The sequence below is a fragment of the Accumulibacter sp. genome (assembly GCF_031732815.1).
Classification (GTDB): Bacteria; Pseudomonadota; Gammaproteobacteria; order Burkholderiales; family Rhodocyclaceae; genus Accumulibacter.
The window spans coordinates 1-25,150 of the sequence record NZ_JAVMKF010000168.1; the positions used below are offsets into that span (position 1 = coordinate 1).

General features: G+C 64.2%; 24 protein-coding genes. 17 read left to right on the plus strand and 7 right to left on the minus strand.

The annotated features are described in order from the left end of the window. Positions 1 to 94 precede the first annotated feature (94 nt). Together RKP46_RS11055 and RKP46_RS11060 are read left to right on the plus strand one after the other, a co-directional pair. Entirely contained in the window at positions 95 to 772 is a 678-nt protein-coding gene (locus RKP46_RS11055; protein ID WP_311106694.1) for a heavy metal response regulator transcription factor, read from the plus strand. Continuing rightward, on the plus strand, positions 769 to 2,184 hold the full coding sequence (locus tag RKP46_RS11060; RefSeq protein WP_311106695.1) for a heavy metal sensor histidine kinase: 1,416 nt from the start codon (positions 769 to 771) through the stop codon (positions 2,182 to 2,184). The genes RKP46_RS11055 and RKP46_RS11060 overlap by 4 nt, the downstream gene beginning before the upstream one ends. 159 nt (positions 2,185 to 2,343) lie before the next feature. On the opposite strand, the gene RKP46_RS11065 is transcribed toward RKP46_RS11060, so the two are convergent. Both RKP46_RS11065 and RKP46_RS11070 read right to left on the minus strand, forming a co-directional pair. Further along, positions 2,344 to 3,585, minus strand: a complete 1,242-nt coding sequence (locus tag RKP46_RS11065) for an RtcB family protein (RefSeq protein ID WP_409194128.1) — start codon at positions 3,583 to 3,585, stop codon at positions 2,344 to 2,346. Next, positions 3,582 to 4,100, minus strand: a complete 519-nt coding sequence (locus tag RKP46_RS11070) for a zinc-ribbon domain containing protein (protein WP_311106696.1) — start codon at positions 4,098 to 4,100, stop codon at positions 3,582 to 3,584. Before RKP46_RS11070 ends, RKP46_RS11065 begins: the two co-directional genes overlap by 4 nt. Before the next feature lie 308 nt (positions 4,101 to 4,408). Here RKP46_RS11070 and rtcR point away from each other — a divergent pair, with 308 nt between their 5' ends. The 4 genes from rtcR to RKP46_RS11090 all read left to right on the plus strand — a co-directional run bounded on the left by rtcR (position 4,409) and on the right by RKP46_RS11090 (position 9,039). Continuing rightward, positions 4,409 to 6,016 (plus strand): RNA repair transcriptional activator RtcR, encoded by a 1,608-nt coding sequence (gene rtcR, locus RKP46_RS11075; protein WP_311106697.1) that lies wholly within the window; start codon positions 4,409 to 4,411, stop codon positions 6,014 to 6,016. Positions 6,017 to 6,160: 144 nt separating this feature from the next. Beyond that, complete coding sequence (locus RKP46_RS11080; protein ID WP_311106698.1) at positions 6,161 to 6,835, plus strand: DUF2461 domain-containing protein; 675 nt, start codon at positions 6,161 to 6,163, stop codon at positions 6,833 to 6,835. A gap of 183 nt (positions 6,836 to 7,018) precedes the next feature. Then, the gene (locus RKP46_RS11085; protein WP_311106699.1) at positions 7,019 to 7,306 is read left to right on the plus strand and encodes a putative quinol monooxygenase; all 288 of its coding nucleotides are present in this window, start codon (positions 7,019 to 7,021) and stop codon (positions 7,304 to 7,306) included. A gap of 89 nt (positions 7,307 to 7,395) precedes the next feature. Next, on the plus strand, positions 7,396 to 9,039 hold the full coding sequence (locus tag RKP46_RS11090; RefSeq protein WP_311106700.1) for a 3-(methylthio)propionyl-CoA ligase: 1,644 nt from the start codon (positions 7,396 to 7,398) through the stop codon (positions 9,037 to 9,039). Between the two features lie 190 nt (positions 9,040 to 9,229). Here the strand turns inward: RKP46_RS11090 and RKP46_RS11095 are convergent, their stop codons facing one another. The 3 genes from RKP46_RS11095 to RKP46_RS11105 form a co-directional block, all read right to left on the minus strand. Continuing rightward, positions 9,230 to 10,894 carry a cation acetate symporter gene (locus RKP46_RS11095; protein ID WP_311106701.1) on the minus strand — a complete coding sequence of 555 codons (1,665 nt, stop codon included), beginning with the start codon at positions 10,892 to 10,894 and terminating at the stop codon, positions 9,230 to 9,232. Further along, a complete protein-coding gene (locus tag RKP46_RS11100) occupies positions 10,891 to 11,211 on the minus strand; it encodes a DUF485 domain-containing protein (RefSeq protein WP_300329108.1) in 321 nt (106 codons plus the stop codon). Before RKP46_RS11100 ends, RKP46_RS11095 begins: the two co-directional genes overlap by 4 nt. Before the next feature lie 252 nt (positions 11,212 to 11,463). Beyond that, the gene (locus tag RKP46_RS11105; protein ID WP_300329105.1) at positions 11,464 to 12,138 is read right to left on the minus strand and encodes a Crp/Fnr family transcriptional regulator; all 675 of its coding nucleotides are present in this window, start codon (positions 12,136 to 12,138) and stop codon (positions 11,464 to 11,466) included. 227 nt (positions 12,139 to 12,365) lie between these two features. On the opposite strand from RKP46_RS11105, the gene RKP46_RS11110 reads away from it, so the two are divergent. The 8 genes from RKP46_RS11110 to RKP46_RS11145 all read left to right on the plus strand — a co-directional run bounded on the left by RKP46_RS11110 (position 12,366) and on the right by RKP46_RS11145 (position 21,183). Then, the gene (locus RKP46_RS11110; protein ID WP_311106702.1) at positions 12,366 to 14,324 is read left to right on the plus strand and encodes an AMP-binding protein; all 1,959 of its coding nucleotides are present in this window, start codon (positions 12,366 to 12,368) and stop codon (positions 14,322 to 14,324) included. Then, complete coding sequence (locus RKP46_RS11115; RefSeq protein WP_300329101.1) at positions 14,324 to 15,106, plus strand: ABC transporter ATP-binding protein; 783 nt, start codon at positions 14,324 to 14,326, stop codon at positions 15,104 to 15,106. The genes RKP46_RS11110 and RKP46_RS11115 overlap by 1 nt, the downstream gene beginning before the upstream one ends. A 13-nt stretch (positions 15,107 to 15,119) precedes the next feature. Beyond that, on the plus strand, positions 15,120 to 16,049 hold the full coding sequence (locus RKP46_RS11120) for a branched-chain amino acid ABC transporter permease (protein ID WP_311097282.1): 930 nt from the start codon (positions 15,120 to 15,122) through the stop codon (positions 16,047 to 16,049). Between the two features lie 16 nt (positions 16,050 to 16,065). Next, positions 16,066 to 17,142, plus strand: a complete 1,077-nt coding sequence (locus tag RKP46_RS11125) for a branched-chain amino acid ABC transporter permease (protein ID WP_300329096.1) — start codon at positions 16,066 to 16,068, stop codon at positions 17,140 to 17,142. Positions 17,143 to 17,215: 73 nt separating this feature from the next. Further along, the gene (locus RKP46_RS11130) at positions 17,216 to 18,553 is read left to right on the plus strand and encodes an ABC transporter substrate-binding protein (protein WP_311106703.1); all 1,338 of its coding nucleotides are present in this window, start codon (positions 17,216 to 17,218) and stop codon (positions 18,551 to 18,553) included. A gap of 88 nt (positions 18,554 to 18,641) precedes the next feature. Next, on the plus strand, positions 18,642 to 19,484 hold the full coding sequence (locus RKP46_RS11135) for an ABC transporter ATP-binding protein (RefSeq protein WP_311106704.1): 843 nt from the start codon (positions 18,642 to 18,644) through the stop codon (positions 19,482 to 19,484). Next, positions 19,481 to 20,020 (plus strand): hypothetical protein, encoded by a 540-nt coding sequence (locus tag RKP46_RS11140; RefSeq protein ID WP_311106705.1) that lies wholly within the window; start codon positions 19,481 to 19,483, stop codon positions 20,018 to 20,020. The genes RKP46_RS11135 and RKP46_RS11140 overlap by 4 nt, the downstream gene beginning before the upstream one ends. Continuing rightward, a complete protein-coding gene (locus RKP46_RS11145; RefSeq protein WP_409194129.1) occupies positions 19,990 to 21,183 on the plus strand; it encodes a CaiB/BaiF CoA transferase family protein in 1,194 nt (397 codons plus the stop codon). The genes RKP46_RS11140 and RKP46_RS11145 overlap by 31 nt, the downstream gene beginning before the upstream one ends. 51 nt (positions 21,184 to 21,234) lie before the next feature. Here the strand turns inward: RKP46_RS11145 and RKP46_RS11150 are convergent, their stop codons facing one another. Then, the gene (locus RKP46_RS11150; protein WP_311106706.1) at positions 21,235 to 21,705 is read right to left on the minus strand and encodes a PhaM family polyhydroxyalkanoate granule multifunctional regulatory protein; all 471 of its coding nucleotides are present in this window, start codon (positions 21,703 to 21,705) and stop codon (positions 21,235 to 21,237) included. A 325-nt stretch (positions 21,706 to 22,030) separates the two neighbouring features. Here RKP46_RS11150 and RKP46_RS11155 point away from each other — a divergent pair, with 325 nt between their 5' ends. The 3 genes from RKP46_RS11155 to RKP46_RS11165 are packed head-to-tail and all read left to right on the plus strand — an operon-like array spanning position 22,031 to position 24,595. After that, positions 22,031 to 22,444 (plus strand): FeoA family protein, encoded by a 414-nt coding sequence (locus tag RKP46_RS11155; RefSeq protein ID WP_311106707.1) that lies wholly within the window; start codon positions 22,031 to 22,033, stop codon positions 22,442 to 22,444. Next, positions 22,441 to 24,312 carry a ferrous iron transporter B gene (locus tag RKP46_RS11160; protein ID WP_311106708.1) on the plus strand — a complete coding sequence of 624 codons (1,872 nt, stop codon included), beginning with the start codon at positions 22,441 to 22,443 and terminating at the stop codon, positions 24,310 to 24,312. The genes RKP46_RS11155 and RKP46_RS11160 overlap by 4 nt, the downstream gene beginning before the upstream one ends. Position 24,313: 1 nt before the next feature. Next, the gene (locus RKP46_RS11165) at positions 24,314 to 24,595 is read left to right on the plus strand and encodes a hypothetical protein (RefSeq protein ID WP_311106709.1); all 282 of its coding nucleotides are present in this window, start codon (positions 24,314 to 24,316) and stop codon (positions 24,593 to 24,595) included. Between the two features lie 88 nt (positions 24,596 to 24,683). On the opposite strand, the gene RKP46_RS11170 is transcribed toward RKP46_RS11165, so the two are convergent. Continuing rightward, the coding region (locus tag RKP46_RS11170) for a hypothetical protein (RefSeq protein ID WP_311106710.1) at positions 24,684 to 25,150 on the minus strand (467 nt) is incomplete at its 5' end.

Genomic DNA, 25,150 nt, shown 5'->3' on the forward strand with positions numbered 1-25,150 from the left:
GCATACTGACCGCCAGATTACATTTCTGTAATCTGGCGGGATTGCCTGGACTGCCAGCGCAGAATGGCGCCACGCGCAACGCTGGAGAACGCTCATGAAAATACTGGTGGTCGAAGACGAAATCAAAACCGGGGATTACTTGCGACAAGGTTTGAGCGAGGCTGGCTTCGTCGTCGACCTGGCGCGCGATGGCCTGGACGGTCTGCATCTCGCGCTGACCGATGTCTATGACCTGGCGATCCTGGATGTCATGCTGCCCGGCATCGACGGCTGGGCGGTACTGCAAGGTATTCGCCGCGCCGGCAAGGACATGCCGGTGCTCTTTCTGACGGCGCGCGATCAGGTGCAGGAACGCGTTCATGGCCTGGAGCTGGGGGCCGACGACTACATGGTGAAGCCTTTCGCTTTCGCGGAGCTGTTGGCGCGCGTGCGCATCCACCTGCGGCGCGGCAGCCAGGCGAAGGAGTCCGAGTACCTGCGCATGGCCAATCTCGAACTCGACCTGATGCGACGGCGGGCCACCCGCTCGGGCAAGCGAATCGATCTGACCGCCAAGGAATTCGCCCTGCTGGAACTGCTGTTGCGTCGCCAGGGAGAGGTCTTGCCGCGCTCGCTGATCGCCTCGCAGGTCTGGGACATCAACTTCGACAGCGATTCCAATGTGATCGAAGTCGCGATGCGCCGCTTGCGGGCAAAAGTCGACGACGGTTTCGAACCCAAGCTGATCCGCACCGTGCGCGGCATGGGCTACGTGCTGGAGATTGCCGAGTGAAGCCCGCCGGACGCCAATCGATCACTTTTCGCCTGACCCTGCTGTTCGCTTCGGCCTCGGCCGCCGTGCTGCTGGTGCTTGGGCTGTTGATCGGCAACCTGGTCGAGCGCCATTTTGACGAGCAGGACATGGAGGTGCTGCAAGGCAAGATGGAGCTGACCCGGCACGCCTTGGAAAAGATTCGTCTGGCCAGCGATCTGCAGGCTTTGCCGCAACAACTGGATGACTCTCTGGTCGGCCATCACGGTCTGGCAGTTGCCGTCGTGGCAGCTTCGGGACAGACCCTGTTCCTTACCCACGGTGGCGAGTTTCCACAAGCGCTGCTTGCGAACACTTCCGATACGCCGAACTCGCGTCCGATCATCTGGAAAGCGAAGGACGGCGTACCCTTGCGCGGGATTTCGCAAACGGTTCGGACTGGCATCGAGGACGCGCAGCCGGTTGTAGTCGCGGTGGCGACCGACATCTCCCACCATGAGCATTTCATGCGTTCGTTCCGCAGCACGCTGTGGTCGGTTGTCGTCCTCGCCGCTCTGATTACCGGGCTGCTCGGGTGGATGGCGGTCAGACGCGGGCTGGCGCCCCTGCATGCGATCAAGCGCGAAGCTGCCGTGATTACGGCAGATCGGCTGCATTCCCGGCTAGCTACCGAAGCGATCCCGGTCGAGCTGGTAGACCTGGCCGACACGCTGAACCAGATGCTGTCGCGTCTGGAGGATTCTTTCCGGCGTTTGTCTGACTTTTCATCGGATATCGCCCACGAGCTGCGCACGCCGGTGAGCACCCTGCTGACGCAGACCCAGGTCATGCTGTCGCGTGCCAGGACGGTCGACGAATACCAGGACGTCCTCGCGTCCAATGCGGAAGAACTGGAACGTATGGGAAAGATGATTGCCGACATGCTGTTTCTCGCCAAGGCCGACAACGATCTGGTGGTTCCGCATCTCGAAACGGTCGACCTGCGGGCGGAGGCAGAAGCGCTCGCATCCTTTTACGAAGCGGTCGCCGAGGAGAACGGCGTCACCTTGACGGTGGAAGGAAACGCGACTGCGGGTGGCGACCGTTTGATGCTGCGCCGGGCGATCGGCAACCTGCTGTCGAATGCCTTCGGACATACGCCGCGCGGGGGCTACGTTCGGGTCCGGATCGGCGTGCAGGGCGATCGAATTGCAACGATCGCGGTCGAGAACTCCGGTGAGGCGATCCCGCCGGAGCATCTGCCGCGTCTCTTCGACCGCTTTTTCCGTACCGATCCTTCGCGACAGCGTCTTGCCGAAGGCGTTGGTCTGGGGCTGGCCATCACGCGCTCGCTGATTCAGGCGCACGGTGGCGTGGCGAGCGTGCGCTCGGCCAAGGGTGTAACCGTTTTCGAGTTGCAGATTCCGCTTGCGCCCGTCCCCGCACACGCCTGAGTCATCACGCTGCAGGAAATCGCGCCAGCCCTCAGGCGCGCGGCTGCTGAGCGCCGGTGCAGATGAAGACAGGCACCGGGAACGAGAACGTTCGGAAAGGATTTGCCCACAGCGACCAAGCCGCCGTCGCGCCGGGCAATGATCTCCCGCTCTCTTCGTTCACCCCTTCACGCACACCACCTGGCGCAGGGTGTGGACCACCTCGACCAGCGAACGCTGGGCATGCATCACCGCGTCGATGTCCTTATACGCGAGCGGTATCTCGTCGAGCACGTCCTTGTCCTTGCGGCATTCGACGTGCGCCGTTGTGCGTTCCTGATCGGCGACCGTGAAGCGGCGGCGAGCTTCGTTGCGGCTCATCACACGACCGGCGCCGTGGCTGCACGAGCAGAACGACTCGGGGTTGCCGAGGCCGCGCACGATGTAGCTGCGCGCCCCCATCGAGCCCGGAATGATGCCGAGTTCGCCGCGCCGCGCCGAGACCGCACCCTTGCGCGTGACGAAAACTTCGCTTGCGAAGTGCGTTTCCTTCTGCACGTAGTTGTGGTGACAGTTCACCGCTTCGACATCGATGGTGAAAGGCTTGCTGATCACCCGGCGCGCCGCCGTGATCAGGTTGCTCATCATCGCCACCCGGTTGCAGCGCGCGTAGTCCTGCGCCCAGGCAACCGCCTCCAGGTAATCGGCAAAATGCGCGCTGCCCTCTTCCAGGTAGGCCAGATCGCGGTCGGGCAGGTTGGCGATATGCTGCCGCATGTCGGCCTGTGCCAGTTCGATGAACCTGCTGCCGATCGCGTTGCCGACGCCGCGCGAGCCCGAGTGCAGCATGAACCAGACCTGCTCGGCTTCGTCCAGGCAGACTTCGATGAAGTGGTTACCCGTTCCCAGCGTTCCCAGGTGCTTGTGGTTGTTGGTGTCTCTCAGGCTGGGCGTCTTCTCGACGAGGCGCTGGAAGCGCGGCAGCAGTTGGCCCCAGAGCGCGTTAACCGACTCCGGCGGGTTCTCCCAGCTTCCTTCGTCGCGCCGGCCGCGACCGACCGTGCGACCATGCGGCACCGCCTGTTCGATGGCGCTGCGCAGTCCGTGCAGATTGTCCGGCAGGTCGGCGGCGGCGAGCGTCGTGCGCGTGGCGATCATGCCGCAGCCGATGTCGACGCCGACTGCCGCCGGAATGATGGCGCCGCGCGTCGGGATGACGCTGCCAATCGTCGAACCCTTGCCGAGATGCACATCGGGCATCACCGCCAGGTGGCGAAAGATGAAGGGCATGCGTGCGGTGTTGATCAACTGCTGGCGCGCGGCGTCCTCGACCGGCACGCCGACCGTCCACATCTTGATTGGCGCAGCGTCGGGCAAGCGGACGATCTCGACCGCTTCGTCGCTGATGCTGTTCTGGCTCATGCCTGGCTCCCTTGGTCTTCCGGCGCGTATTGCGGGTTCCCGGCGATCGCACGCTGTCCTTCGGCAACGTCGGCGAGCGCCGACGAGTTCCTGATCCGCTGTCCGGCGATCTGCGCCTGACGGGCGGCTGCCTTGCGCGCCCTCTCGCGAGCGCGACACGCGGCGCAGCGAACCGCGGTGCTGAACACGTCGCCGGCCGCCACTTCGTACCACCATTTCTGACGCTCTGCGCGCCAGATGCCCGCGGCGCCACAGTCTACGCAGCGGAACGCCAGGTCAGTGTAGTAGCCGCGGCGGACGAACTCGGGCTCGCCGTAGCTGTTGTACGGCCGCAGCAGCGCCGGGCTGACCGCCGCGCTGCCAGGCGGCCGCAGGTCTACGCTTTGTCGCTGATCGGCGGCCAGCCGCAGTGTCTTGCGCCGGCGGCGGGCAGCGATGATCTCCGCCCGTCGCTGCTTGCCACTACGCAGCGCATTCGTTTTCCGGGGAGACACCTTGTTGGCCTGTGCTTTCATTGTCTCTTCTCTTGATCTTCTCTACCAGTCTCACGCGTCCTGAGCTCCACTTCTCCGGGTGTGCCGACAACGACCGATCGGCTGCCGTGGAGCAAGGTGGAGCGCGGGAACCCGCTGCAGACGCCCAGCGTGCTGCGCTGCCCGGCTGCTGTCCAGCGAAACCTGTGCCAGACCGCGACGCGCCGCCATCGATCGATCAAGGGACTGATCGGTAACGACAAAGCGCGCGCCGGACAGAGCACGGGATGGGCGCAGCAGATCGATATGAGTAGAATTCTCGATAAGCATTTATCGGGAGTGATAGGCAGATGAAGAAGACGGTGGTCATCGGTTTTCTCGGGACGCAACTCGACTACGGTGGGCGTGGGGCAACGCGCTGGGCGAAGTGGCGCCCAACAGTCGCGCTGTGCCAGCAGGACGATCTGCCGATCGACCGCCTGCATCTGCTGCACGACGAGCGCAGCCGGGGTCTGGCCGAGCGGGTCAGTCTCGATATCGCCGAGGTTTCGCCGAGAACCGAGGTCTGCCGGGTCGAAATCGGCTTGCGTGATGCGTGGGATTTCGAGGAAATGTACACGACGCTGCACGACTTTGCGCGCGCCTATCCGTTCTCGACGGACGATGAGGACTACCTGATCCACATCACGACCGGCACGCACGTGGCGCAGATTTGCTGGTTTCTGCTCGCCGAGACGCGCTACCTGCCGGCGCGCCTGCTGCAGATGTCGCCACCGCGAAAGGGGGGAGAAGAGGCGGCGGCGCGTGTGGGCAGCTACGCGCTGATCGACCTCGACCTGTCGCGCTACGACAAGATCGCGCAGCGCTTTCGCCACGAACAGGCGGACACGCAGGTCTTCCTGAAATCCGGCATCGCAACGCGCAACGCTGCCTTCAACACGATGATCGAGCGCCTCGAGCGCGTTGCCGGACGCTCGCGCGCGCCGCTGTTGCTGGTTGGCCCGACCGGCGCCGGCAAGTCGTTTCTGGCGCGCCGGGTGTATGAATTGAAGCGGCAAAAGCAGCGCATTGGCGGACGCTTCGTCGAAGTCAACTGCGCCACGCTGCGTGGCGACGCAGCGATGTCAGCGCTTTTTGGGCATGTGCGCGGCGCCTTCACCGGCGCGCAAGGCGAGCGCATCGGCTTGCTGCGCGCAGCCGACGGTGGTCTGCTCTTTCTCGACGAGATCAGCGAACTGGGTCTGGACGAACAGGCGATGCTGCTCAAGGCGGTCGAGGAGAAGCGCTTCTTTCCGCTCGGCAGCGACCGCGAGTCGGGCAGCGACTTCCAGCTCATTGCCGGAACTAATCGCGATCTGCGCCGCGGCGTGCGCGAAGGGCGTTTCCGCGAGGATCTGCTGGCGCGCATCAATCTGTGGACCTTCGAACTGCCGGGCCTCAGCGCGCGCCTCGAGGACATCGAGCCAAATCTCGATTTCGAACTTGAACGTCATGCGCGCGAGCAAGGCCGGCAGGTGCGCTTCAACGCCGAGGCGCGCAGCGTCTATCTTGCCTTCGCGTGTTCGCCGCAGGCGCTTTGGCGGGGCAATTTCCGCGAGTTGTCGGCCTCGCTGACTCGCCTGGCAACGCTGGCCGAAGCGGGACGCATCAACCAGGCCGACGTTCGCGACGAAATCGCCCGCCTGCGCCGCGCCTGGGCGGATGAGCAAACCGACGACCTGGCAGAACAGTTCCTCGGCACCGGCGCCGACGAACTCGACCTGTTCGAGCGTAGCCAGCTCAACTGCGTGCTCGAGGTCTGTCGCCGCTCAGCCAGCCTGTCGGAAGCCGGCCGCAAGCTATTCGCCGTCTCGCGCCTGCAGAAGAGCCAAGCGAACGACGCCGACCGCTTGCGCAAGTACCTGGCGCGCTTCGGCCTCGACTGGGCAGCGCTGACGGCGAGCCGCCCAGCCGCGTGAGCCGGGCGCAGCCGCCGCGCACCCGCTGGCAGCGCTGACGGGGCTGGCGGCGCTGGCAAGCGCCTTTACACGCCTGCCGGTGCGCGCAACAATCGAAGCGCGAAGTACCCAACGTCAATTTCACTGCCGCCAAGGAGACTGCCGATGTTCAGCCAGGCTACCCTCAGCTTCCTCGACGAACTTGCTGCAAACAATAACCGCGAGTGGTTTACCGCCAATCAGGCGCGCTATGAAAGCCTGGTGCGTGAACCGGCGCTCGCCTTCATTGCGGCCATGGCGCCCGAGCTGGCAAGCTTTGCGCCACATTTTCGCGCCGAGGCCCGCAAGATCGGCGGTTCGCTGATGCGCGTGCAGCGCGACACGCGCTTCGCCCGCGACAAACGCCCGTACAAGACGAACATCGGCATCCACTTTCGCCATCAGCTCGGCAAGGACGTGCACGCGCCCGGCTTCTACGTGCATATCGCAAGCGACGGCTGCTTCCTCGGCGCCGGGTGCTGGCACCCCGAGCCCGACGCCCTGGCGCGCATCCGCACGCACATCGCCGAACACCCCGAACGCTGGTTCGCGGCGCGCGACGAGCGCCAGTTCGCCGCGCACTGGGCGCTCGCCGGCGAGTGCCTGAGCCGCCCGCCGCGCGGCTACGCCACCGACCATCCGGCGATCGACGACCTCAAACGCAAGGATTTCATCGCGCTCGCCCCGCTGGCGATTGCCCAGGCGACCGATCAGGCCTTGCTTCCACTGGCCGCGCGACGCTTCGCCGAGGCCGCCCCGCTGATCAGCTTCCTTTGCCCGGCGCTGGGCGCGCCCTACTGAGAAGCGGGAACAACGGCGGGCAGCCGATCAACGGGGGCGACCTGCGCACCGCCTCGCCTCGTCGCCCGCACCGTCTGCGGCGCTGACGTGCATCCGATCGCCGCTGCCCAGCGTATCTTCAGCGTGCGGCACAGATTTGGCTGTGCCCTTACGGGCCGATAAAGCGAGGGAAAGGAGGCAGGAATGATCAGAATCATGGCAAGAATCAAGGCGCGCGCTGGACAGGAGGCGGCGCTGCGCTCGCTTTTGCGCGAGCTGTGCACGCCAAGCCGTAACGAAAGAGGTTGCCTGAGCTACGCGCTGTTCGAGAACGAAGACGATCCGCTCGAGTTCGTCACCGTCGAGCAATGGCGCGATCAGGCGGCGGCCGACGCGCATCTGGCTTCTGCGCACGTTGCGGCAGCGACTGCCCTGGCCAGCGAACTGCTCGCGCAGGCGCCGCTGATCCATCGTTTTCGCGCGATCGCCTGAGGCGCGTGTTCGCTACCGACCGCGCTGCGGGCTGACCGACGCCTTGCCATTGCAGCCAAGCGCTGCCCATGCCAATTGGAGAGAAGCCAATGTTGAAAGGACTGATGCAGGACCAACCGTTGCTCATTTCATCGCTGATCGAACACGCAGCGCGCTTTCATCCGGGCGGCGAAATCGTTTCGCGCACGAACGAGGGTCCCCTCCATCGCTGCACCTACGCCGACATCCACCGGCGCGCCAGGCAACTGGCCAATGCCTTGGCGGGCCTTGGCGTGCACGGTGGCGATCGCATCGCCACGCTGGCCTGGAACGGCTATCGGCACATGGAACTGTATTACGGCGTTTCCGGCATGGGAGCGATCCTGCACACGATCAACCCGCGCCTGTTCCCCGAACAGATCGAATACATCGTCAATCATGCCGAGGATCAGTTGCTGTTCTTCGACCTCAGCTTCGTACCCCTGGTCGAACGGCTGGCCAAGGTTTTGCCGACCGTCCGCGGCTTCGTCGTGATGACCGACCGCGCGCATTTTCCGGAGTGCAGCATCCCCGGCCTGCTCTGCTACGAAGATCTGCTGGCGGCGCAGACGAGTGACTACGAATGGCCGCAGTTCGACGAAAACACGGCTTCATCGCTCTGCTACACCTCCGGCACGACGGGCAACCCGAAGGGCGTCCTTTACTCGCACCGCTCGTCGGTACTCCACTCCTGGGCCGCCTGCGCGACCGACGGCCTGGCCATCGGCAGCAGCGAAACGGCGCTGCTCGTCGTTCCGATGTTTCATGTCAACGCCTGGGGCATGCCCTACGCCGGCGCGATGTGCGGTGCCCGCCTGGTCATGCCGGGTCCGGCGCTCGACGGCAAGAGCGTCTATCAACTGCTGCGCGACGAGCAGGTGACGCTGGCGCTCGGCGTTCCCACGGTGTGGATGATGCTGCTGCAACATGTCGACAGCGAACGCCTGAACCCGGCCGACGAACTCTGCCTGCGGCGCGTCGTGATCGGCGGCTCGGCGGCGCCGCGCGCAATGATCGAACGCTTCGCGACGACCTTCGGCGCTTTCGTCGTACACGCCTGGGGAATGACCGAGATGTCGCCGCTTGGAACGGTGTGCAATCTGTTGCCCAAACACGCCGGGTATTCGCTTGACCAGCGACTGAGCCTCCAGGAGAAGCAGGGGCGGGCGGTGTATGGCGTCGAACTGAAGATCGTCGACGACGCGCTCGCCAGCTTGCCGCACGACGGCGTCGCTGCCGGCCATCTGCTCGTGCGCGGACCTTGGATTGCCCGGTGCTACTACCGCGACGACGATTCCGCCGTGCTCGACGATGCGGGCTTTTTCGATACCGGCGATGTGGCGACCATCGACCCTGACGGCTACATGCAGATCACCGATCGCTCGAAAGACGTGATCAAGTCGGGCGGCGAATGGATCTCTTCGATTGCCCTGGAAAACGCAGCGATCGGCCACCCGGCAGTCGCCGAAGCCGCCGTCATCGGCGTGCCGCACGCCAAGTGGCAGGAGCGGCCATTGCTGATCGTCGTGAGAAAAGCCGGCCAGGCGCTCGAGCGCGCCAGCCTGCTGGAGTTTCTGGCCGGCAAGGTAAGTCCGTGGTGGCTGCCCGACGATGTCGCTTTCGTCGACGAACTGCCGCATACCGCGACCGGCAAGCTGCATAAACTGCGCCTGCGCGAAATGTTTCGCGACTACCGCCTGCCCACCAGCCGGTAGGCGAGCGTGCCGATCAGCGCCCGTCGCGCGCCACCGCGCGGCCGGCCGCAAGCGCGGATGAGCCGAACGCAAGCCAGAAAAAAGCCGCCAGGCTGGGCATACCTTGCCCAGCCTGGCGGCTTCTGCGCAGCCGCGGCGGCTACTGCCTGGTCGCCGCGGGCTGCTGCTGGTCGCTTACGATGACCTGCGCCTAGTGGCTGGCACCCGAAGCGCCAAAGCCGGTCTGCGCACGCACGTACTGGTCTTCGAAGGCGTCGGACTCAGCCTTCGCCCGCGCACTCGTGTCGCTCTTCGACATGACGTAGGCAAGGATGAAGGCGATCGGCATGGCGAACAGGGCCGGCTGCGTATAGGGGAACAGAGCCGCCTTGTTGCCCAGCACGTCGACCCACACCGACTTCGAGAAGAGCACGAAGAGCACGGCTGAAATGACGCCGCCGTAGCCACCCCAGAGCGCGCCACGCGTGCTCAGTCCCTTCCAGTACATCGAGAGGATGAGGACCGGGAAGTTCGCGGCAGCAGCGACGCCGAAGGCCAGGCCGACCATGAACGCGATGTTCATTTTCTCGAACATGATGCCGAGAACGATGGCCAGCAAGCCAAGGCCGATCGTCGCGAAGCGCGAGACGCGGATTTCTTCCGCCTCGGTCGCCTCGCCCTTGCGAATGACGCGGGCGTAGATGTCGTGCGAGATGGCCGATGCGCCAGCCAGCGCGAGACCGGCAACGACGGCCAGAATGGTGGCAAAGGCGACCGCCGCCAGGAAGCCGAGCAGCATGTTGCCGCCAACCGCCTTGGCCAGGTGCATGGCAACCATGTTGCCGCCGCCGATCAGTTTCTTGCCGACTTCGCCACCTTCGAAGAAATCGGGGTTCTGGCCGACGATGATGACCGCGCACAGGCCCATCAGGAAGATGACGTTGAAGAAGAAGCCGACGAAACCGGACGCGTAGAGCACCGATTTGCGCGCTTCCTTGGCGTTGCCGACAGTAAAGAAGCGCATCAGGATGTGCGGCAGGCGGGCCGTACCGAACATCAGGCCCAGACCGAGCGAGATGGCGGTGACCGGATCGGCGAGCAGACTGCCCGGCGCCATCAGTTTCGGACCGAGCTTATGGACCGCTTCCGCCCTCTGCAGCAGTTCGGTCAGCGAGAAGCCGAACTGGCTGTAGGCCAGGATCAGCGTCACCGTACCGCCGAAGAGCAACATGCACGCCTTGATGATCTGCACCCAGGTGGTTGCCACCATGCCACCGAAAGTGACGTAGACCATCATCAGGATGCCGACGACGAAGATCGCGATGTTGTAGTCCAGACCGAAGAGCAGCTTGATCAACTGGCCAGCGCCAACCATCTGGGCAATCAGATAGAAGACGACGACGACCAGCGACGAGATCGCGGCCATCGTCCTCACCTTGCCCTGGTCGAGCCGATACGAGGTGATGTCGGCAAAGGTGAACCGCCCCAGGTTGCGCAAGCGCTCGGCCATCAGGAAGAGGATGATCGGCCAGCCGGCGAAGAACGCCAGCATGTAGATGTAGGCGTCATAACCCTGGGTGTAGGCCATCGCCGTCAGCCCGAGCAGCGTGGCGGCCGACATGTAGTCGCCGGCAATCGCCAAGCCGTTCTGGAAGCCGGTAATCCCGCCACCGGCGGTATAGAAGTCGGCAGTCGACTTCGTCCGGCTGGCGGCCCAGTAGGTGATCCCCATCGTCATCGCGACGAAGATCAGGAACATGATGATGGCGTGCCAGTTGGTCGCCTGCTTGGCACCGCCGGCATCCATCGCCGGGCCGGCGAAGGCCAGGCCGTGAAGGAGGAGCAGGGAAAGCGCGGAAAGGATTCTCGACATCATAGCTTCTCCTTCTGGGCTTCCTTGATCAGTTGCTGGGTCAGCTCGTCGAACTCGCCGTTGGCGCGGCGGACGTAGACGACCGTCGTCAGCCAGAAGAAGACGAACAGGCACAGCTCGATCGTGTAGCCGATCGGCCACATCGACCCCTCGGCAATCTTCTGCCCGAGCAGCGCCGGGCTGAAGGCGACCAGCAGAAAGAAGCCGTAGAACAGCACCAACACGATGGCCGCCAGCGTCCACGCGAAGCTGCCGCGCTTGCGAACCAGTTCCTGGAATTTGGGATTGACCCGCATTCGCTCGTACATCACGCTACTCATTCGATTTATCCTCCTGTTTTGTTCTCTTGCAGCGGTTGATTTCCGCGGATTGACCAGGTATTGACAGGACTGTCTCCTCGCCGCGGCGAATACTACCCCAGAAAAAAGCCCTGTTCAATTCTGTCGTTCTGCGACTTTCGCACTGCGCCACGCCTTCCGCCACCGATTTCCAGCGCCTGGAGCACCCGCCACGAGCGTGGCGAGCGGCGCCGCGTCGCCTTCCTCGGTCGCCCGGCCGCTCGCTCAGCCTGCTTACTCGCCGAAATGGCGCAGACCGGCGAGATCGAGGATGGTCAGCGTTCCGTAATCGACCCGGAGAAGGCTGGCTTCTTCGAGTCGGTGCAGCGCCTGGTTGACGCGCTGGCGCGACATTCCGGCCAGCAGGCCGATCTCCTCCTGCGAGATGCGCAGCGTCAGGCTGCTGCCCGGATAGAGCAGCGGGTTGAACATCGACGCCAGGCAGCGGGCAAGGCGGGCGTCAGGATCGAGCAGTCTTTCATGCTCGAGCATGCCGATGAACTGACCGAGACGCTCGTTGAGCTGCATCAGCAGGAAGCGGTTGAACGAGATGCTGTGATCGAGCATCTCCTGAAAGCGTGCGCGCTTCATGTATACGATGCGCGACTCGCGCAGGGCGATCACATCGTAGCGCCGCACTTCGTCCTTGAGGAGCGAGCCTTCGCCGAACCAGCTACCGCTCGACAGACCGATGAAACTCGTCGTTTTGCCGCTGCTCCAGTTGCTCGCCATCTTGACCAGCCCATCGACGATCCCCAGCCAGTGCTCGACGGGCTCGCCTTGCATGCAGACATAGCCGCCAGCCGGAATCGTGCGCACCAGGCAATCCTTCTTGATCTGCTCGAGTTGGTCAGCGGACAGTCCGCTGGCCCAGACCGACGCCTGCAGCATTTCATCGAGTGAATCCATGGACGGCTCGCTGCTCAGAAAGATCGCCAATTGTCTCGTGAACGACAATCAGCGGTGATGCGCTCGCTTAGACTTGGCCAAACTTCTGCCGCGCCAGCGCAGTTCGCCCGCTTGGCGTGCCGACCGTACAATGAGTCGGTACGAAAAAGGGGTTAGAATCGCAGCAGACAAATAAGCAGGGAAAGCGGGCCGCCAGGTTCGGCGGTCAAAGCACCGGAGGAGACAAGATGCCGGAACTGGCCTCGACGCAGGCGCTGGATACTTTTCCGCGCCTGCTGTTTCACCATGCGCAGGTGCGTGCGTCCAAGACGGCCATGCGCGAGAAGGATCTGGGTATCTGGCAGTGCTGGACTTGGCTGGAGGTGGCTGCCGAGGTCCGCGCGCTGGCCTGCGGTCTGGCCGAGATGGGTTTCACGCGCGGCGAAAACCTGGCGATCGTCGGCGACAATCGGCCGCGCATGTACATGATGATGGCCGCCGTGCAATGCCTGGGCGGCGTCCCGGTGCCGCTCTACCAGGACGCGGTGGCGAACGAATTGCTCTTCGTCCTGCTCGACGGCGAAATCCGCTTCGTCTTCGTCGAGGACCAGGAACAGGTCGACAAGGTGCTCGAGATCCAGGCGCAACTGCCGCACCTCGAGCATCTTTTCTACGACGACGCGCGCGGCATGCGGCACTACACGCAAGCCTTCATTCACGATGTGCGCGAATTGATGGCGATGGGCAAGATCCACCATCGCAACCACCCCGACCTGCTCGCCGAAGCGATCGCCAGTGGCCACGCCGACGATGTGAGCGTGATGCTCTACACTTCGGGAACGACCGGAAAACCGAAAGGCGTGCGCCTGACCCACCGCGCCTTCATCGCGGCGGCGCAGGGTGGGGTCGATTTCGACGACCTTACCGATTCCGAGGACATCCTCTCCTACCTGCCGATGGCCTGGGTCGGCGACCACCTGTTCTCGTATGCGCAGGCGATGGTCGCCGGGTTCACGATCAACTGCCCGGAGTCGGCCGAGACGGTAATGAACGATCTGCGCGAGATCGGTCCGACCTACTACTTTGCGCCACCACGCGTGTTCGAGAACCTGCTCACTCAGGTGATGATCCGGATGGAGGATGCCAGCCGGGTCAAACAGAAGATGTTTCACTATTTCATGGCGGTTGCCCGCCGCTGCGGAGCGGAAATCCTTGATCAGCGACCGGTCGGGCTGGCCGACCGCCTGCGCTATGCGCTCGGCCGGATGCTCGTCTACGGCCCGCTGAAGAACGTCCTCGGCATGAGCCGCATCCGGGTCGCCTACACGGCTGGAGCGGCGATCGGGCCTGACCTGTTCCGCTTCTACCGCTCGATCGGCATCAACCTGAAGCAGCTCTACGGACAGACGGAAACCTGCGCCTACGTCTGCCTGCAGCCGGACGGCCAGATCAAGTTCGACAGCGTCGGCCGACCGGCGCCGGGAGTCGAGGTGCGCATCGCCGAAAACGGCGAAATTCTCGTCAAGGGAGCGATGCTGCTCAAGGAGTACTATCGGCGCCCGGACGCGACGGCCGAGGCGATCAACGCCGACGGTTACTTCATGACCGGTGACGCCGGGCTGTTCGACGATGACGGCCACCTGAAGATCATCGACCGCGCCAAGGACGTCGGCAAGCTGGCGAACGGCGCGATGTACGCCCCGAACTATATCGAGAACAAGCTGAAGTTCTTCCAGCACATCAAGGAAGCGGTCGTTTTCGGCGATCGCCGGACGATGGTCTGCGCTTTTGTCAACATCGACATCGGCGCCGTCGGCAACTGGGCCGAGCGGCGCGGCATTGCCTACTCGGGCTATACCGATCTGGCGGCGAAGCCCGAGGTGTATGGCCTGATCGAAGAGTGCATCGAACAGGTCAATCGCGAACTGGTCGGCGAGGGCGTCCTGGGCGATTCGCAGATCCATCGTTTCCTGATCCTGCACAAGGAACTCGACCCCGATGACGACGAGCTGACGCGCACGCGCAAGGTGCGGCGCAATTTCGTCGCCGAGAAATACGCCGTGCTGATCGAAGCGCTGTACGCCGGCCGGCAGAGTCAGTTCATCGAGACCGCCGTCAAGTTCGAGGACGGAAGACAGGGCAAGGTCGCCGCCGACCTGGTGATCCGCGACGTGCGGACCTTCCCGCTGGCGCGAAAGGCTGCCTGATGAGCCGAGAGATTGGTGAGGTCATTCTCGACCTGAAAAACGTTTCGCTCGCCTTCGGCGGCGTCAAGGCGCTGACCGACATTTCCTTCGACGTGCGCGAACACGAGATCCGCGCGATCATCGGCCCGAACGGCGCCGGCAAGAGTTCGATGCTGAACGTGATCAACGGCGTCTATCGCCCGCAGCAGGGCGAGATCGTCCTGCGCGGCAGGCGTTTCGCCCGGATGAATCCGTACAAGGCGGCGCAGGCGGGAATTTCGCGGACCTTTCAGAACATCGCGCTGTTCAAGGGGATGAGCGTCATCGACAACATCATGACCGGCCGCAACCTGAAGATCAGAACGAATCTGCTCCTCCAAGCCTTGTGGTGGGGTCCGGCCAGACGCGAGGAACTGGCGCACCGGGCCAAGGTCGAGGAAGTGATCGACTTTCTCGAAATCCAGCACATCCGCAAGACACCGGTCGGCCGCCTGCCATACGGCCTGCAGAAACGCGTCGATCTCGGTCGGGCGCTGGCCATGGAACCGAGCATCCTGCTCCTCGACGAGCCCATGGCCGGAATGAACGTCGAGGAGAAGCAGGACATGTGCCGTTTCATCCTCGACGTCAACGACCAGTTCGGTACGACGATCGTCCTCATCGAACACGACATGGGCGTCGTGATGGATATCTCCGACCGCGTCGTCGTTCTCGATTACGGCAAGAAGATTGGCGACGGCGATCCGGATGCAGTGCGCAGCAATCCGGAAGTCGTCAGCGCGTATCTCGGCGCTGGCCACTGAGGAGGGCAGGCAAATGGGCTTTTTTGTCGAGACACTGATCGGTGGCCTGATGGCCGGCATGCTCTACTCGCTTGTCGCGCTCGGCTTCGTTCTGATTTTCAAGGCCTCCGGCGTGTTCAACTTTGCCCAGGGCGCGATGGTGCTGTTTGCCGCGCTGGCCATGGCGCGCTTTGCCGTCTGGATCCCCGGATGGCTGGGAATCGACAACGCGCTGCTTGGCAATATCCTGGCCTTTCTCGCCGCCGGCGGACTGATGTTCGCCGTCGCCTGGCTGATCGAGCGCCTGGTTCTGCGCCACCTGGTGAATCAGGAAGGTGCAACGCTGCTGATGGCAACACTCGGCATCGCCTACATCCTGGAAGGACTCGGCACGAGCATTTTCGGCAGCGACATCTACAAGATCGATATCGGCATGCCGAAGGATCCGGTGATGATCCTCGAAGGGACGTTCGAAGGGGGGCTGCTGATCAACAAGGAGGATTTCGTTGCCGCGCTGATCGCCGCCGTTCTGGTCGGTCTGCTCACGCTGTTCTTCCAGAAGACCTCGACCGGCCGCGCGCTGCGCGCCGTGGCCGACGATCATCAGGCGGCGCAATCGATCGGCATTCCGCTCAACCGCATCTGGGTCATCGTCTGGTGCGTCGCCGGCGTCGTCGCGCTCGTTGCCGGCGTCATCTGGGGTTCGAAACTCGGCGTTCAGTTCTCGCTCGCGACGGTCGCGCTGCGCGCCCTGCCGGTGGTGATCCTGGGCGGGCTGACCTCGGTTCCCGGCGCGATTCTCGGCGGCCTGATCATCGGTGTCGGCGAGAAGCTGTCCGAAGTCTATCTCGGCCCACATATCGGCGGCGGAATCGAGATCTGGTTCTCCTACCAGCTTGCCCTGGTCTTCCTGCTGTTCAGGCCGCAGGGCCTGTTCGGCGAGAAGATCATCGACCGCGTCTGAACGGGAGAGCAGATCCATGCTTTATAGAGAAAACGGCCAGTTCAAGACCTCGTACGCCGACGACCAGCAAATCTTCCCGATCGCACAGGACCGCTGGCTGATCATCGGCCTGCTCGTCTTCGCCTTCATCGGAGTGCCGCTGCTGGTCGACGAATACCTCTTTCGCGCCATCCTGATTCCGTTTCTGATTCTTTCGCTCGCCGCGCTCGGGGTCAACATTCTGGTCGGCTTCTGCGGCCAGATCACACTCGGCGCCGGCGCTTTCATGGCGGTCGGCGCCTACGCCGCTTACAACTTTCACATTCGCGTCGACGGCATGCCGCTGCTCGTCTCGTTTCTTCTCGGCGGACTGACCTCGGCACTGGTCGGGATCTTCTTCGGCATCCCCAGCCTGCGTGTGCGCGGCCTCTACCTGGCGGTCGCCACACTCGCCGCGCAGTTCTTCACCGACTGGGTCTTTCTGCGCGTCCCCTGGTTTACCGACAACGCCTCATCCGGTTCGGTATCCGTCTCCAACCTCCATATCCTGTCCTGGGAGATTGCTTCGCCGCTCGACAAGTATCTGTTCTGCCTGGCGTTGCTCACGGTCTTCGCGCTGGCGGCAAAGAACATGACGCGCTGCGCAGTCGGCCGGCAGTGGATGGCGATACGCGACATGGATGTCGCCGCCGAGGTGATCGGCATCCGGCCGATGTTCGCCAAGCTCTCGGCGTTTGCCGTCAGTTCGTTCTACGTCGGCATCGCCGGCGCGCTCTGGGGCTTCATTCACCTGGCATCGTGGGAGCCGGCCGCGTTCTCGGTCGATCGATCGTTCCAGTTGCTGTTCATGGTGATCATCGGCGGCCTCGGTTCGGTGATGGGCAGCTTCTTCGGTGCGGCTTTCATCGTCATCCTGCCGATTGCCCTCAATCAGTTTCTGCCCGCCCTTGGCGGGCTGTTCGGGATGACGATTTCGACCGCCGGCATCTCGCATGCCGAGCTGATCATTTTCGGCGCCCTGATCATCTTCTTTCTGATCAAGGAACCGCACGGCATTGCGCGCTTATGGTCTACCGGCAAGGAAAAACTTCGCCTCTGGCCATTTCCGCACTAGGACCGGGCGCGACGGCGGCAGCGAAAAGCCGGTGCCCGACAGCAACTCGTTTATCGACCAAGGAGGAGACAAAATGAAACCACGCAAACTTGCTCGGGCAGGCATCTTCGCCGGTGCTTTCCTGGCCTCGCTGGCGAGTGCCTCGACAGCGCTGGCGCAAGCCAAGGAGCAGTTCTTTCCGGTCCTTGTCTACCGCACCGGCGCCTACGCGCCGAACGGTTCGCAATGGGCCAACGGCTACGTCGACTATCTCAAGCTGAGCAACGCCAAGGGCGGCATCAACGGCGTGCGGATCAGCTTCGAGGAATGCGAGACGGCCTACGCCACCGACCGCGGGGTCGAGTGCTACGAGCGCCTGAAGGGCAAGAATGGCGGCGCCACCGTCTTTCAACCGCTGTCCACCGGCGTCACCTTCGCCCTCACCGAAAAGGCGCCGGTCGACAAGATACCGCTGATCACCGCCGGTTACGGGCGCAGCGAATCGCAGAACGGCGCCGTGTTCACCTGGAACTTCCCCTTGCTCGGCACCTACTGGGTCGGCGCCGACGTGGCGATCCAGCACATCGCGAAGAAGGAGGGCGGCGCCGGCAAACTGAAGGGCAAGAAGATCGCGCTCGTCTACCACGACAGCCCGTACGGCAAGGAGCCGATCCCGGTACTGCAGGAACTCGGCAAGACGCACGGCTTCGAGGTCCAGTTGCTGCCGGTTGCCCATCCCGGCGTCGAACAGAAGGCAACCTGGCTGCAGATCAGGCAGCAGAAACCGGACTACGTTCTGCTCTGGGGTTGGGGAGTGATGAACTCGACCGCACTGCGCGAAGCCCAATCGACCGGATACCCGCGTGAGAAGATGATCGGCGTCTGGTGGGCCGGTGCCGAGCCCGATGTCAAGGATGTCGCCGAAGGCGCCAAGGGTTACAGCGCGCTGACCCTGCAGCACGGCGCCGAGCCCAACTCGAAAGTGGTCAAGGACATGCTCGAACAGGTCTACGCCAAGGGGCAAGGAACCGGACCGAAGGACGAGGTCGGGCAGGTTCTCTACATGCGCGGGCTGCTCTCGGCGATGCTGGCGGTCGAGGGCGTGCGCAAGGCGCAGGAACGCTACGGCAAAGGCAAGGTGATGAGCGGCGAGCAGGTGCGCTGGGGTCTCGAGAATCTCAATCTCGACCAGAAGACGCTTGACGCGATGGGTTTTGCCGGCGTCATGCGTCCGGTGCAGACCTCGTGCCTGGATCACATGGGATCGTCGTGGGTGCGCGTGCACACCTGGAACGGCAAGAAGTGGGAATTCACCTCCGACTGGTACCAGGCCGACGAGAAGACGCTGCGGCCGATGGTCATGCTCGCCTCGAGCAAGTACGCCGAGGAGAAGAAGCTGAAACCTCGCTCGCCGGAAGAATGCAAGAAATAAGCCATTACGGACTCGCTGCTGCGAGTCCGCGCCCGGCTCTCCTGCGCAGCGAGGCGCCGGGCGTCACCACGACCCGCAAAGAAACGCCATGAACACTGCCGACATCGCGCTCAGTACACCGGCCACGCCCAAACTGCTGCTGCGCGTCAACAGCATCGAGGTGATTTACAACCACGTCATCCTGGTTCTCAAAGGCGTTTCGTTCGGCGTCCCGGAAGGTGGCATTGTCGCCCTGCTCGGCGGCAACGGCGCCGGCAAGACGACGACCTTGCGCGCCGTGAGCAATCTCCTGCGCGGCGAGCGCGGCGCAGTGACAAAAGGAACGATCGACCTGCGCGGCGAGCGCATCGAAGCGCTGACCCCGGCCGAACTGGTCAAACGCGGCGTCATTCAGGTCATGGAGGGACGGCATTGCTTCGGCCACCTGAGCGTCGAGGAGAACCTGCTCACCGGCGCCTATACCCGGCGTGACGGCAAGGCAGCGGTGAACGAAACACTGGAAAAGGTCTACGCGTATTTCCCCCGCCTGAAGACGCGACGCAGCAGTCAGGCCGCCTACACCTCGGGCGGCGAGCAGCAGATGTGCGCGATCGGCCGGGCGCTGATGGCTAACCCGCGCATGGTTCTGCTCGACGAGCCGTCGATGGGTCTCGCCCCGCAGATCGTCGACGAGGTCTTCGCCATCGTCCGTGACCTCAACCAGAAGGAGGGCGTGACCTTCCTCCTCGCCGAACAAAACACCAGTATGGCGCTGCGCTACGCCGACTTTGGCTACATCCTGGAAAACGGCCGCGTCGTCATGGAAGGCTCGGCCAGCGACCTGGCGAGCAACGAAGATGTCAAGGAGTTCTACCTCGGCCTGTCCTCCGGCGGCCGCAAGAGCTTCCGCGACGTCAAGCACTACCGTCGCCGGAAACGCTGGCTGTCGTGACGCTCGCCGGACAGGCCCGGCGGCGCGCGCAGCGGCCGACCTGGCTGCACGTGTGCCTGATCGGCGTGTGCCTGAGCGCGAGCGGGCCCTGGGTGGCAGCGGCCGATGCGCCTGCCGAAGCGCCGATCAAGCCGACGCTGCAAATCGGCGATTGCGTCGAATTTCGTGAAGGCGGCAGCGGCTGGCTGCTCACCACGCCGGTATACTGGCTGCGCGGATCGCTCACGGCAGTCCGCAGCGAGCGCCGCACACCGGCACGCTGCCCGCGCCTCGAGCGACCGCCGTCGACCTACACGCCAGCCGAGCGAGCGCTGCTGGCGCGCGCCATGCCTTGCCGTACTGACGATGCGCAGCTTGCAGAAATCGAAGTGACGCGCGCGTCCGTCACTGTCGATGCGTGGGAGACGCCATGGTCGCACCAGCATGGAACTGCCGGCTGGCTTTTTCGCGGGCAGTTTCTCGATCAGACATTGACCCAGGGAGGAATCGTCGAGATGGATGCTGAATGGCTCACGCGCTGTACGGCGAAAGAATGATCGGCGCACCGCTGAACGGCGTGCGCGTCCTCGACCTGACTCGCCTGCTGCCCGGTCCGGTCGCCACGCTGCACCTCGCCGACCTGGGCGCTGATGTGATCAAGATCGAGGACCACGCGGCCGGTGACTATGCGCGCATCCTGGGCGACGGCCCGGATGGGATCAGCGTCTTCTATCGCTGCGTCAATCGCAACAAGCGCGGCTTGCGCCTGGACCTGAAACAGCCACAGGGGCGCGAGGTCCTGCTCCGTCTGGCGGCTGGCGCCGACATCGTCGTCGAGAGCTTCCGGCCCGGCGTCAGCGAGCGCCTGGGGATCGGCTATCGGCAGCTTGCTGCGGTCAATCGCAAGATCGTCTATTGCGCGATCACCGGTTACGGTCAGGACGGGCCGCTCGCCAGCGCCGCCGGGCACGACCTGAACTATATCGGGCTGTCGGGTGTGCTCGAACAGATCGGTGTCGATGGCGGGCGGCCGGCGATTCCCAATCTGCAGATCGGCGACCTGCTGGGCGGCGCAATGAGCGCCGTGATGGGAATGCTGGCGGCGCTTTTCGACGCGCAACGCAGCGGCCAGGGACGACTGGTCGATGTGGCGATGAGCGAGGCTGTCCTGGCGCACAACCTCTTCCCGTTCTTTCATCTGCAGAGTTCCGGCGAATTGCCGCCGCGCGGCGGCGATCTGCTCAGCGGCGGCGACGCCGGCTACGCCGTTTATGCCACTGCCGACGGGCGCTACATGGCCGTCGCACCGCTCGAAGAAAAGTTCTGGGCCCTCTTCTGCGCCACCCTCGGGCGACCTGAATGGCTGCCGCTGCACGGCGCACGCGGCGCGCAGGCAGCCACCTTGCGGCACGAACTCGCGGCGCTCTTCGCCAGTCGCGACCAGGCGTACTGGCAGGAACTGTTTGCCGGCGTCGATTGCTGTGTAACGCCCGTCCTCAGCGTCGACGAAGCGCTCGCGCATCCGCATTTCGTCGCCCGCGGAATGACCGTGCACGCCGACGGGGTACACCAATACGCGCCGCCGATAAAGCTCTCTGGCTGGGTCTTTGCCGTCGAGCGCGCAGCGCCCTCACCCGGCGAGCACAGCGCCGAGATTCTCAGCGCAGCGGGTTTCAGCCGCGCAGAAATCGACCGTCTGCAGGCAAGTGGCGTGCTCTGAGCGCGCGCGCGGACGAAGGTTGTGCGCACGCCCCGCCTGGCGTGCCGCCGGCTAGGGCTTGGACGCCGGCTTTGACGGATCGTCGGCTTTCGTCGCCTCGCCCGCTTTCTTCGCCTCGGCAGCCGCATTGGCAACCTGCTGCATCTGTTCCTGCATCTGCTGCAGCATCGTCAAAGGCCACAAGGCCGCCTGCTTCAGGGCATCGTTACCACTGTTCACGGCGGGAACGACCTCGCTCCCCGAAGCGCCGCCGGCGCCGGCGCCATAGCTGCTCGCCATCTTGCCCATCGCGCGCACCGCATTGAGCGTCACGCACTGCATTTCAAGGCCCTGAATCGTCATCTGCAGCATCGACAGATTCATCTTGAGCCAGTTTTCGACGGCTTTGAGGTCCTTGATCTTCTGTTCGATCTCTTCAACGTTGAAAGTGGGGGTAACCATGCCCGGCAGGGACAGGCCCATGTTCCCCCACATTCTCCTGGCAAAACCAAGGGGGTCTGTAATGGAATCGTGATTCGACATACTTGTACTCCGCTAGAGTGGTCGAGGGGGGAAACGCTCAGTCGCCGATCCATCTTAACAAAGTTCCGGCGCTCGTGTCGTTTTCGCTCGGCGATGCACCACCGGTCGCCGCCAGCGGCCCGCATCGACAGCCCTCGCCTGGGCGTGCCCTGCCGACTGTCGGTGATCAATCGCCGGCGAACGCGACCGCGCGGACAGATCGGTCATTGGCGCGAGAACTTCGTCTGATTCATCTTGGCAATGAGAATCATTCTCATATATACTCAATCCTGCCGGGCACGGGGTTTGCCGCTGCCAGGTGCCAAAAGTAACGAGGACGAGACACATGGCGGGAAACGATTCGATCAGCCTGTTCGACCTGCCGATCGGTCAGGAAGGAAAAGTCAGCCGGGCGCCAGTCGCCTGCAGCGGCGCGGCGGCTGAGCGCGAGCTGGCCTTGCGCCTGGTCGAAATCGGCTTCATCGAGGGCGAACGCGTACGCGTCGTTGCGCGCACGCATCCTGGTGGTGATCCACTCGCCGTGCGCATCGGCAGCACGATGTTTGCCCTGCGCCGCTGCGAAGCCGAACAGGTGCTCGTCGCGCCGCTGAACGACGGCGGCGATGCTCTCCAGCGGGAGCCGATGCACGCCTTCAACGGCCCGCTGTCAACCGCCGCTGCACCGACCCCGAAGGACGTGGACAGATTCGGCGCTGGTCGCCGGCAACCCGCGCCCGGCGCCAGGGAGCGCAGAGCATGAGCAGCGCGACGCTCGCCCTGCGCCTGGCCCTGCTGGGCAACCCCAACTGCGGCAAGACAGCGCTGTTCAATCTGCTCACCGGCAGCCGCCAGAAAGTGGCCAACTACCCGGGGGTCACCGTCGATCGCAAGGAAGGTCAGTTCACCACACCGTCCGGCAAGCACTTTCGTGTTCTCGATCTGCCCGGCGCCTACAGCCTGAACGCAGCGAGCGCCGATGAACAGATCACGCGCGAGGTGGTGCTCGGAACGCTGGCCGGCGAGGAGCGTCCCGACCTCATCGTCTGCGTCAGCGATGCGACCAACCTCAGGCTCAACCTGCGGCTGGTTCTCGAAGTCAGACGTCTCGGCCTGCCGATGGTGCTGGCCCTCAACATGACCGATCTGGCGAAGAAACGCGGCATCGAAATCGACCTGCCGGCGCTGCAGCGCGAATTGGGCATGCCGGTGGTCGAGACCGTCGCCGTCCAGCGCGGCGGCGCGAGCGCGCTGATTGCCCGACTCGAAGCTGCCTTGCCGGCCGAACGACCGCCGCCAACTGGCTGGCCGTCGCCGGACATTGCCGAGGTCAGCGCGACGCAGCGCGAGGTGCGCCGCATTCTTGCCGCAAGCGTGCGCGAACCGGCGCTCGATACGCGGGTCGACGAGCGCATCGATCGCGTCGTCCTGCACCCGGTGTGGGGAATGCTCATCCTGGCGGCGACGCTGTTCCTGATGTTCCAGGCGGTGTTCAGTTGGGCCAGCCTGCCGATGGAGTGGATCAAGGCGGCGGTCGGCGCGCTCGGCAGCTTGCTTGGTGAACGTCTGCCGGACGGGATCCTGCGCAGCCTGCTGGTCGACGGCGTCGTCGCCGGCGTTGGCAGCGTGCTGATCTTCCTGCCGCAGATCCTGATCCTCTTCTTCTTCATTCTCGCACTCGAGGACTCGGGCTACCTGCCGCGCGCGGCTTTCCTGCTCGATCGCCTGATGGGCAAGGTCGGCCTCTCCGGTCGCTCGTTCATCCCCTTGCTGTCGAGCTTTGCCTGCGCGATTCCCGGCATTCTGGCCGCGCGAACGGTAGCCAACTGGCGCGACCGCCTGGCAACGATCATGATCGCGCCGCTGATGACCTGTTCGGCGCGCTTGCCGGTCTACGCGCTGATCATCGGCGCCTTCATTCCGGATACCACGGTTGCCGGCGTGTTCAATCTGCAGGGTCTGGTGCTCTTCTTCCTCTATGTGCTCGGCGTCGTGAGCGCGCTGGCGGTGGCCGGCGTACTCAAGCTCACGCTCAGCCGCGGCGCCCAGCATCCGCTGCTCCTCGAACTGCCGGCGTATCGCTGGCCACACGCGCGCAACCTGATGATCGGCCTGCTCGAACGCGCCCGCATCTTCGTCACGCGCGTCGGCAGCATCATTCTTGCGTTGATGGTGATCCTCTGGTTCCTCTCGTCTTTTCCGGCGCCACCGGCCGACGCCAGCGGTCCGGCAATTCAGTACAGCTACGCCGGCATGCTTGGCCGAGCACTCGAAGTCGTCTTTGCACCCATCGGTTTCAACTGGCAGATCTCGATCGCGCTGGTTCCCGGCATGGCCGCGCGCGAAGTCGCCGTCGGCGCACTCGGCACGGTCTATGCCCTTTCCGCCGCCGGCAACGACGTGAGCGAGCAACTGGCGCCGATGCTCGCCGCCGACTGGCCGCTGGCCACCGCCTACGCGCTGCTCGCGTGGTACGTGTACTCGCCGCAATGCCTGTCGACGCTGGCGGTGGTCAGGCGCGAAACCAACTCCTGGCGCTACCCGTTGCTGATGGCCGGCTACCTGTTTGCCCTGGCCTACGCCGCCGCTTTCGTCACCTACCGAGTCGCCCTGCTCGTCACCGGAGGGTGAAATGTCTGCTGACGAACCGATCGCCTACGGCGCAGTCGTCTGCGCTACCGCCTACGCCGGCTGGCGGCTGCTGCCGGCTGGCTGGCGCGCCGCACTGGCGCAAAGATTCTCCCGGCTGGCGCAGCGTGCCGGCCTGCTCGGGGCAGCGCGGCAAGTGCAGGCCGGCCCGAGCGGCCACACGGCGTGCCACACCTGCAGCGCTTGCCCGGGATGCGCTGAGAAGGGGCCGGGCACGGCAGTGCATACGGTCGCGTTCAGAAAGATGGACCGCAAGTCCGGCTAGTACGTGCGGCAGCCGGGAAGCGGGCGAGCAGCAGAACTGCGCTGCTCTGCGCGGCGCTGACGGCACCTGGCGCGAGACCAGGCCAAGACTAGACGAGCGCTGGCGGCGCTGTCGCGGATTGGCTGCCGGCGTCGTCCGCCGGCACGCTCAGATCGCCGCCGACGATTTCCAGGAGAGTGGCGATCTCGCGCGCGGCATGCTCGATCCGTTTCGCGTCGTCGAACGTCGTTCCGGAATGATTCGACTGCACACGCTGGGTGGTCGCAATGATGTCGTCCACCTCGGCCAGCAGGCGGCCGTGCATGGCATTGAGTTGCTCGACGCGCGCCATGCCAACTGCGCGCAGTTCCGCGATCGCTTGCTCGCGCTCGTCGCGCGAGCTGGCGGCCTGCAGCGTGCGCTCTGCGTTCATTTCCTGCAGCGAGGATTTCCACCAGGCAAGGAAGTTCGCCCGATGCCCGATCAGCGCGTTCAACGACAAGGCCATCGCATTCACCTCGTCGGTGTCCTTTCGGCAGAGCTGCAAATCCGCGGCGGCGCTTGAGTGCGGCACCG

Bases quoted from the DNA above. Each gene is read 5' to 3' on its own strand.
- RKP46_RS11055 (WP_311106694.1), top strand. From the start codon at position 95: ATGAAAATACTGGTGGTCGAAGACGAAATCAAAACCGGGGATTACTTG.
- RKP46_RS11065 (WP_409194128.1), bottom strand. From the start codon at position 3,585: ATGAGCCAGAACAGCATCAGCGACGAAGCGGTCGAGATCGTCCGCTTG.
- RKP46_RS11070 (WP_311106696.1), bottom strand. From the start codon at position 4,100: ATGAAAGCACAGGCCAACAAGGTGTCTCCCCGGAAAACGAATGCGCTG.
- rtcR (WP_311106697.1), top strand. From the start codon at position 4,409: ATGAAGAAGACGGTGGTCATCGGTTTTCTCGGGACGCAACTCGACTAC.
- RKP46_RS11080 (WP_311106698.1), top strand. From the start codon at position 6,161: ATGTTCAGCCAGGCTACCCTCAGCTTCCTCGACGAACTTGCTGCAAAC.
- RKP46_RS11085 (WP_311106699.1), top strand. From the start codon at position 7,019: ATGATCAGAATCATGGCAAGAATCAAGGCGCGCGCTGGACAGGAGGCG.
- RKP46_RS11090 (WP_311106700.1), top strand. From the start codon at position 7,396: ATGTTGAAAGGACTGATGCAGGACCAACCGTTGCTCATTTCATCGCTG.
- RKP46_RS11095 (WP_311106701.1), bottom strand. From the start codon at position 10,894: ATGATGTCGAGAATCCTTTCCGCGCTTTCCCTGCTCCTCCTTCACGGC.
- RKP46_RS11100 (WP_300329108.1), bottom strand. From the start codon at position 11,211: ATGAGTAGCGTGATGTACGAGCGAATGCGGGTCAATCCCAAATTCCAG.
- RKP46_RS11105 (WP_300329105.1), bottom strand. From the start codon at position 12,138: ATGGATTCACTCGATGAAATGCTGCAGGCGTCGGTCTGGGCCAGCGGA.
- RKP46_RS11110 (WP_311106702.1), top strand. From the start codon at position 12,366: ATGCCGGAACTGGCCTCGACGCAGGCGCTGGATACTTTTCCGCGCCTG.
- RKP46_RS11115 (WP_300329101.1), top strand. From the start codon at position 14,324: ATGAGCCGAGAGATTGGTGAGGTCATTCTCGACCTGAAAAACGTTTCG.
- RKP46_RS11120 (WP_311097282.1), top strand. From the start codon at position 15,120: ATGGGCTTTTTTGTCGAGACACTGATCGGTGGCCTGATGGCCGGCATG.
- RKP46_RS11125 (WP_300329096.1), top strand. From the start codon at position 16,066: ATGCTTTATAGAGAAAACGGCCAGTTCAAGACCTCGTACGCCGACGAC.
- RKP46_RS11130 (WP_311106703.1), top strand. From the start codon at position 17,216: ATGAAACCACGCAAACTTGCTCGGGCAGGCATCTTCGCCGGTGCTTTC.
- RKP46_RS11135 (WP_311106704.1), top strand. From the start codon at position 18,642: ATGAACACTGCCGACATCGCGCTCAGTACACCGGCCACGCCCAAACTG.
- RKP46_RS11145 (WP_409194129.1), top strand. From the start codon at position 19,990: ATGGCTCACGCGCTGTACGGCGAAAGAATGATCGGCGCACCGCTGAAC.
- RKP46_RS11150 (WP_311106706.1), bottom strand. From the start codon at position 21,705: ATGTCGAATCACGATTCCATTACAGACCCCCTTGGTTTTGCCAGGAGA.
- RKP46_RS11155 (WP_311106707.1), top strand. From the start codon at position 22,031: ATGGCGGGAAACGATTCGATCAGCCTGTTCGACCTGCCGATCGGTCAG.
- RKP46_RS11160 (WP_311106708.1), top strand. From the start codon at position 22,441: ATGAGCAGCGCGACGCTCGCCCTGCGCCTGGCCCTGCTGGGCAACCCC.
- RKP46_RS11165 (WP_311106709.1), top strand. From the start codon at position 24,314: ATGTCTGCTGACGAACCGATCGCCTACGGCGCAGTCGTCTGCGCTACC.